Genomic DNA, 7,848 nt, shown 5'->3' with positions numbered 1-7,848 from the left:
CCCCAGGATTCCGTGAAGAACCTATTTTGAGGGGTATTGGCATAATGAAAAACGCTCAGCCCAGCAAAGCCCGCGGCCAGCCGACAATCTCTTTAGGGCGCGGCGGCGCGTAGGTACGCACCTTGGAAGTGCTCAACTTCAAGCGCACCAGCGACTCGGCCAATGCCACCGCCGCCGTCACACCATCCACCACCGGCACACCGGTCCGCGCCTGGATGCGCTCATCCAGCCCGACCATGCCGCCACAACCGAGACAGATGACCTCGGCCTTGTCGATACGCACCGCCTCCTCCGCCTGAGCCACAACCGCCTCGATTGCCCGATCGGGATCTTCTTCGAGCTCCAGCACCGCCAAGCCACTGGCACGCACCGAAGCACAACGACTGTCCAACCCGGCCAGCTTGAGGCGATCTTCGATCAGCGGCACAGTGCGGTCCAGAGTGGTCACTACCGAGTAGCGATGCCCCAGCAGCATGGCCACGCTGGCGGCTGCTTCGGTGATGTCCACCACCGGCACATTGAGCAACTCCTGCAAACCTTCACGGCCATGTTCACCGTAACCGGCCTGGATCACCGCGTCATAGGGCTGATCGTAGCTAAGCACCCGCTCCATGACAGCAACCGCCGCCAGGTAACTCTCGAAGTTGCCCTCCACCGACTCGGCGCCAAAGCGCGGAGTCAGGCCGACGATTTCAGTACCCGGCGACGCCACACTGCGCGCCTGACGGGCGATGGCTTCGGTGATCGATACGGTGGTGTTGACGTTGACTACCAGTATTCTCATGACTCAGGTCCTTGTGGGTGACGCTCAATGCTGGGCGCTGTCGACGGCAAAGTGCTCACCGGAACAGTCCACGTAATGTTTTTTGCGATCGCAAATCAGGTAATACACGCCACCGGCAATGGCCGCGCCAAACAGCCAGGAGAACGGCGTCAGTTCGCTGAACGCCGGTACCAGTGCCAGCAGAACTGCGGCGATGGCCGAGGGCACCAAGGCAGCGATGGCCTTGTAGTTCACCCCGCGGGTGTAGTGATAGGTGCCTGTGACCGCCTCGCTATAGAGGTCCGGAACATGCACCTGGGCTTTGCGGATCAACCAGTAGTCGACCATGATGATTCCGTACAGCGGGCCCAGCAGCGCCCCCAGGCCGGAGAGGAAGTAGACGATCACCAGCGGGCTGTTGTAGAGGTTCCAGGGCAGGATCAGCACCGCCAGAGTGGCACTGATCAGACCGGCGCGGCGGAAGTTCAGGCGGCTGGGGGCCAGGCTTGAGAGGACAAAGGCCGGGGCGACGAAGTTGGCCATGATGTTCACCGCCACGGTAACGATCAGAAAGGCCAGGCAACCGAGTACCAGGAAGGTTTTGTCGGGAATCGCGGCAATGATCTGAGTCGGACTGTCGATGATGGTGCCATCGATGCTGAACTGTGCCCCGGACAGCACGAAGCTGATCACCGCGAACACCAGGATGTTCACCGGCAAGCCCCAGAAGTTACCGACGCGGATAGTCTTGCGGCACGGCGAAGACCGCGCGAAGTCGCAGAAATTTAGAATCAGCGTGCCATAAATCGCCAGCCACAGCGCGCCGCCGGCGAAGATCTGCGTCCACATTTTCACCCCGGTCAGCGGCTCCCCCACCGACCAGGCCAGGTTGCCATCCACCCGCAGATACATCCACACCGCCAACACCAGCACGGTTGAAAGGATCACCGGGCCGGCAAAGGATTCGTACTTGCGCACCATCTCCATGCCGAAGGTCAGGATCACCAACTGCACGAACCAGATGGCGACGAAACTGGCCCAACCCAGGCTTGAAAGACCGAGAATGGAATCGTGGTCGAAGCTTGCCAGCTGCGGCCAGATTGCCACCAATAGCACCCGCAACACCACCGAGGCCAGGTAGGTCTGAATGCCGAACCAGGCGATGGCGATCACCGCCCGGATGATCGCCGGCAGTTGCGCGCCGTAGATGCCGAAACTCATGCGGCTGATTACCGGGAACGGCACCCCGGTTTTCTGGCCCATGTAGCCGGACAGGTTCATGAAGAAGTACACCAGCGCCGCACCGACAGCCAGCGCCGCGAGCATCTGCCAACCGGACAGGCCTAGGGCGAACAGGCCCATGGCAAACGAGTAGTTGGCGATGTTGTGAACATCGTTGGTCCACAAGGCGAAGATGCTGTAACCGCCCCAGCGCCGGCCGGCGGCTTTGGTCGGGGCAAGGTCGGCATTGTGCAGCCTGGGGCTCAGGCTGGCATGCCCGGACACCTGCGCAGACATAGCAGGGTCGGATGAAAGGTACGCGGTATCCAGAGGTTTGGAAGTATCCAATTGCATGTTCCCCGGGCTCCTGCTGCAGCGCCTGTGGTGCTACAGCAAATTATTGTTGGATTTGAGAGTTGGGACCGCTGTCGGCGCCTGGACGCCGCTGCATACAAATATTGTATGCAATTTTTGTATTACGTTTTTCGAGCAACAATATGTGTGCCAAATGGGGGGAAAGTGGATAACAGCCGCGTCGGAGAAATCGCTATAAATAATTGATTTTTATTAAATTATAATTTTAGCCAGACACACTGGAGAGCCGATTAACCTGACCAGATGGTCAGCGAAGCGGGTGACAAAAATGAGAAATCCGGTAACGCAAAGTGGTGACATGTATCCATCGAGACGCTACTCTAGTACACACAACCACTTTAAATATGTGTACATACCGAATGCATCGCGGGGCAAGCCCGCTCCTACCGGGCTCGTGACACATCCCACCATTTTCACTCTGAAACTTTTGGTCACCGCACATTTCCGGCATGCTGACGCAATCAAGGAATCACGGAGCTGGTAATGACGGAAAAACTCCCCGCATCGACCGTAGAGCGCGTCTACCTGGGGGTCCATGAGGCAATCAGAAAACGCACCCTGCGCCCCGGCATGAAACTGGGCGAGTCCTCGCTTGCGGAGCTGTTCAAGGTCAGCCGCACGTCGGTACGCGCGGCGCTCAAGCAACTGGAAGGCGATGGCCTGGTGTCCACCGAGCTGAACAAGGGCGCCTGGGTCTCGCTGCCCAGCGATGACGACATCCGTTCAGTGTTCGAAACCCGGCGCCTGATCGAGATCGGCATTGTCACCGAGCTCTGCCGCCGTGCCGACAAGAGTCTGCTGCAGCCCCTGCGCCTGCATGTCGCGCAAGAGGAGGCGGCGGCCGATGCCGGTGACCACGCCCGCTACGTCAACTTGCTGGGTGAGTTTCACCTGCGGCTCGCTGAAGTGCTGGACAACCCGGTGCTACTCGACTGGTTCCGCAAACTGATCGAGCGCGGCTCGCTGTACGCCTCAACCCTCGATGACGAACGCCATGAAGCCTGCCGCGGCAACGAACACCTGCGCCTGATCGAGTTCCTTGAAGCCGGCGATCAGGCAGCCGCCATTGAGCTGGTGTGCACTCACCTGAGCGGCATTGAAGAGGCGATCCTCAAGGCCACCCACAATCTGAAGGCCAACTATCATCCACTCAAGCACCTGATTGGCGGCTGAACCCTGGGCATTCACGAATCCACTGCTATCGATCCCGATATTTAATTGGCCGGTAAGCCGGCGCTTTTATAGGGTAGGCGGCCTCCCCCAAGAGGTCGTGAAATGATTGATCGTGTATTCGTCAATGCTGTCGCTGCCGACGGCCGTCCGCTGTCCCTGGCCGTCGCCGATGGCCGTATCGTTCGCCTCGGTACTGATGTTGGCGCTGTAGAGGGTGTGCAATGCATCGACCTGGGCGGGCAACTGCTGCTACCGGGTTTCATCGACGGCCATATCCACCTGGACAAGAGTTTTGTCGGCGACCGCTGGCATCCGCACCAGGCAGTCGGCAGCCTGCGTGAGCGCCTGGCCGTGGAAAAACGTGAACTGGCCCTGGCGCCGTCAATGGTCGAACGTGCCGATGCGCTGATCAGCCAGGCCGCGTCATTCGGCACGGTGGCCATGCGCAGCCATGTCGATGTCGATGCCACTACCGGCTTGAGCAACCTGCACGCGGTGATGCAAGCGCGAGAGAAGTGGCGCGGCATCGTCGATATTGAACTGGTGGCCTTCCCACAAGCCGGGGTGATGTCCTGTCCGGGCACTGCCGATGTACTTGAAGCGGCAATCCGTGACGGTGCCGAGGTAATTGGCGGCATCGACCCGACGACGCTCGATGGCGATGCCGAAGGTCAGCTGGATGTGGTCTTCGGGATTGCTCAACGGCATGGAGTAAAGGTCGACATTCACCTGCACGAGCCGGGCCTGCAAGGCGTCGAACAACTGCAGCGGATCGCGGCCCGCACCTACGCTGCGGGTCTGCAGGGACGCGTGAGTGTCAGCCATGCCTATGCCTTGGGCCAGGTGCCTGAGGATGTGCTTGAGCGCATTGGCGCAACCCTCGCTAACGCCGGGGTGTCGATCCTCACCAACGCCCCGGGCGATCACCCCTTCCCGCCGATCCTGCGCCTGCGCGCCGCCGGGGTGAATGTATTCGCCGGTAACGACAATATTCGCGATGCCTGGTGGCCTTACGGCAACGCCGACATGCTCCAGCGGGCCATGCTGATCGGCTACCGCTCGGGTTTCTACAGCGATGAAGACCTGAATGTGGCGCTGACCATGGCCACGTCGGCAGGCGCCGCCGTGATGGGGAAAATCGACTATGGGCTGAAGGTCGGCAATGAAGCGACCTTCATTGTGATCAAGGCACCCAATGCCGCTGCCGCCGTCGCTGCGGCACCTGCCGAGCGGCGCATGGTCCGCCGTGGCGAGCTGCAGGCCGCACCGCTCGGCCTGCAATTTGACATCCAGCAGGCCTAGCGAAAACCTGCTCGGCTGAGCCAGACATCCCGCCGCGCTTGCCGCCGGCGGGATGGTATTTTTTCATTAGCTGGCCGGCTTCCAACCGCCCAGCTCCGCCGCCTTGCGAAACTTGGCCCGGTTGGCCGGCGTGTCAGCTGGCTCCGACTCACCAAAAATGGCTTTGAGCCAATGGCCGTCGGTGGGGTTGGGGAAGACGATGTACTGGCTGCCAAACTTGTCGCGACTATCGTCCACCCGCTGCACCCGCTTGTCGACACTGTCGAGATAGGAGCTGCGCTCGAAGTCGTTGAGGTTGTCGCCCAGCTTCAGCAACACGTTGTATTGCTCAGCGATTTTTTGTTGCGCAGGTTCCTTGTTCGAGCTCTCGCGCAGAATGGTCACATGGGCCTCGTCAGCATAGGGCACCTTGTATTTGCGCAGGTTGTTCAGGGCGTACTCATAGGTCTTGTCGCCCTGCTCACGGCTGGACACGTAGAAGATCTCCACGCCACGGGACTTGGCATACTCAAGAAACTCAAGGGCGCCCGGGGTGAGCGTCGGGCCGTTGTCAGCCACCCAGCGATCCCAGGCCGCATCATCAAAGAACTCCTTGCCCTGAGCGATCAGAAAGTCCCAATAGGTATTGCTGCTGAAGATGGTGTCATCGATATCGCTGATGATCGCCGGTTTCTTGTCTCCCGGTTTCTGATTGGCCAATGCCTGGTCCAGGCGCGCCTTGGCGAGGTTGAAACCTTGATAGTACCGAGCGCGGAACTCCGCGGCAGTCTGGCGCCAGGCCACTGCATCGACCAACAGGTTGGAGTGTACGGCGCTAGGCTCTGCACTTGCAGGCTGGGCATTGACCATGGGCGCAGGCACAACAATGTGACGCACCCGCGCATTTTGTCTGACCCGATGACGGCAGAAGCCTGCTGGCAAAGTACCATCTGCTCGGCTAGCATGCCGCTGAAAACCGGCGCAAGGCCGCATGGAGAGCGAAACGAGTGCTGCTGAGCATCCCGACCCTATTGATGGTGGCCGTGTTCATTTTCGGCCTGATGGGCCTGTTGACCCTGCACGCCTGGAGCCGTGGCGTACGCGAGCAAACCCTCGGCTACCTGGGGAGCATGCTGATACTTGCCGCCCTCGGCGCAACCCTGGTGAGCCTGCGTGGCCAGGCCCCCGACTTCATTTCGCTGGTGCTGGGCAATATCGTCCTGTTGCTGGGGACGGCACTGAACTGGACCGCCATGCGCGTGTTCGGTGGTCGTCCCGCGCACCTGCCAGGCATTTTCGCCGGTGCCCTGTTCTGGTCGTTATGGGGGCTCACACCAGGCTTCTACGGCGACCTGGGCCTGCGCGTGACGCTGTATTCGCTGCTCATTGCTCTTTATGGCGGCCTGTCAGTGTTCGAGTTGTGGCGCAACCGCAAGCACCTGGAAGTTGCTTACCTGCCTGCGCTGCTACTGACCCTGGCGCACACTGGCTTTTACGCCGTGCGCAGCTTTGCCGACCAAGGCGTATCCCTAGAGCATGCGCTTGCCAGTACTGGCCACGGCACGATCTTTTTTGCTTTCCTGCTGTTCGAATCGATGCTCTACGCCATCGGCATCGCCTATGTCACCCTGGCCATGGTGCGCGAGCGCACCGAGCTGAAATTCAAGGCTGCCGCCTATACCGACCCGCTGACCGGCATCGGCAATCGTCGCGCATTCATGTCGCGTGGCGCGCAATTGCTGGCGGACTGTGCCCGCCGCGGCGAGCCGGTGGCCCTGTTGCTGTGTGACCTGGATCACTTCAAACGGCTCAACGATGCCTACGGTCACCAGACCGGCGACCAGGCGCTGATCGCCTTCAGTCAGGTCGCCAACCAGAGCATTCGCCAGGAAGATGTGTTCGCTCGCATCGGCGGTGAAGAGTTCGCCTGCCTGCTCAACAACGCTGATGAACACGAGGCACTGCGCATCGCTCAGCGCATCTGCAGCAGCTTTCACGCTTTGCCGCTGCTGGACGCTGGGCTATTGAGCGTCAGCATCGGCATCGTCGCCAGCAACGCCGGCGAGCATGAACTTTCTCGCCTGCTGTCGATGGCCGACAGCGCGCTGTATGCAGCCAAGGACCAAGGCCGTAACCGCGTGCAGCTGTATCAGGGAGCTTTCATTGCTCCCGGGCCAACCAGTCCAGCAGCCACAACCCCGCCGGCCCAGGTGGGCTGAGTCGCGACCAGGCAGCATCCACGGCAATCGGACGCGGCCATCCACCCAGCACCAGCTCTACCAACTGGCCATGGCCATACTGTCGTACCAGGCCGTGCGGCAACTCGGCCCAGCCGAAACCTTGCTCGGTCATTTCCAGCAGCAACAGGTAATCCGGCGCCGACCAGACCCGCCCCTGCGGCTTGTTCTCGCTGTCGGCATAGGTATTGAGGTACAGCTGTCGATGGCTGGCCAGGTGCGCCTGGGTCGGTTGCTGCAGTGCTGCCAGCGGGTGTCCGCAGGCGACGAAAATGCCCATCTGCGCTTGCCCGGGCAATCTGCGCACGCCGATGTCCGGCGGATAATGCGCTTGCGCCGCCAGCAACCCCAGGTGCGCGCGGCCGCTCTGCAGCAGGCTCAAGACATCCCCCGCTTCAGCGATCATGCATTCAAGTTCGATGTCCTGATAGCGCTGCTCGAACTGGTGCATCACCTGATTGTCCGGGGTGAGCTGATACATGTCCGAGAGGACGATGGTCAGGCGTGGTTCGACGTTATCGGCCAAGCGGATGCTCAGCTCGTCGAGTCGTTCGCTGGCGGCGAGAATCTCCTGGACGTGCCCGAGCACCTTGCGCCCGGCTTCGGTCAGCAGCGGGTGACGGGCCTGGCGGTCGAACAGGCTGACGCCCAGGTCGGCCTCAAGGTTGGCAATCGCGGCACTGATGGTCGACTGGCTTTTGCGCAACTTGCGCGCCGCTGCCGAGAAGGAGCCAAGGGCGACGGCTTCGACAAAGGCGTGTAGAGCTTCGGGGGAATAGCGCATGGGTCTATCGCTTT

Annotated in this window: 6 protein-coding genes and 1 pseudogene; 3 read left to right on the top strand and 4 right to left on the bottom strand. The window is 60.9% G+C overall.

Annotated features, from left to right (window positions below; all coding sequences use genetic code 11):
* Positions 1–55: 55 nt before the first annotated feature.
* Both C6382_RS17585 and C6382_RS17580 read right to left on the bottom strand, forming a co-directional pair.
* Positions 56–784, bottom strand: a complete 729-nt coding sequence (locus C6382_RS17585; protein WP_107025640.1) for an aspartate/glutamate racemase family protein — start codon at positions 782–784, stop codon at positions 56–58.
* Positions 785–808: 24 nt separating this feature from the next.
* A pseudogene (locus tag C6382_RS17580) lies at positions 809–2,254 on the bottom strand (NCS1 family nucleobase:cation symporter-1); the annotation flags it as partial.
* A gap of 588 nt (positions 2,255–2,842) precedes the next feature.
* Here C6382_RS17580 and C6382_RS17575 point away from each other — a divergent pair.
* Positions 2,843–3,532: a GntR family transcriptional regulator gene (locus C6382_RS17575; RefSeq protein WP_107025638.1), complete on the top strand. Its 690-nt coding sequence runs from the start codon at positions 2,843–2,845 to the stop codon at positions 3,530–3,532.
* 102 nt (positions 3,533–3,634) lie between these two features.
* Complete coding sequence (locus C6382_RS17570; protein WP_107025637.1) at positions 3,635–4,834, top strand: amidohydrolase family protein; 1,200 nt, start codon at positions 3,635–3,637, stop codon at positions 4,832–4,834.
* 66 nt (positions 4,835–4,900) lie between these two features.
* Here the strand turns inward: C6382_RS17570 and C6382_RS17565 are convergent, their stop codons facing one another.
* Positions 4,901–5,683: a 5'-nucleotidase, lipoprotein e(P4) family gene (locus C6382_RS17565; protein WP_107025636.1), complete on the bottom strand. Its 783-nt coding sequence runs from the start codon at positions 5,681–5,683 to the stop codon at positions 4,901–4,903.
* Between the two features lie 137 nt (positions 5,684–5,820).
* Here C6382_RS17565 and C6382_RS17560 point away from each other — a divergent pair, with 137 nt between their 5' ends.
* Positions 5,821–7,032: a diguanylate cyclase gene (locus C6382_RS17560; protein WP_107025635.1), complete on the top strand. Its 1,212-nt coding sequence runs from the start codon at positions 5,821–5,823 to the stop codon at positions 7,030–7,032.
* Here the strand turns inward: C6382_RS17560 and C6382_RS17555 are convergent.
* Entirely contained in the window at positions 6,974–7,834 is an 861-nt protein-coding gene (locus tag C6382_RS17555) for a LysR family transcriptional regulator (RefSeq protein WP_107025634.1), read from the bottom strand. The two genes, C6382_RS17560 and C6382_RS17555, sit on opposite strands and share 59 nt — an antisense overlap.
* Between the last annotated feature and the right edge of the window lie 14 nt (positions 7,835–7,848).

It is taken from the genome of Pseudomonas sp. BBP2017 (genome assembly GCF_003024385.1).
Lineage (GTDB): Bacteria > Pseudomonadota > Gammaproteobacteria > Pseudomonadales > Pseudomonadaceae > Aquipseudomonas.
This window is presented reverse-complemented; position numbering and strand designations above follow the sequence as displayed.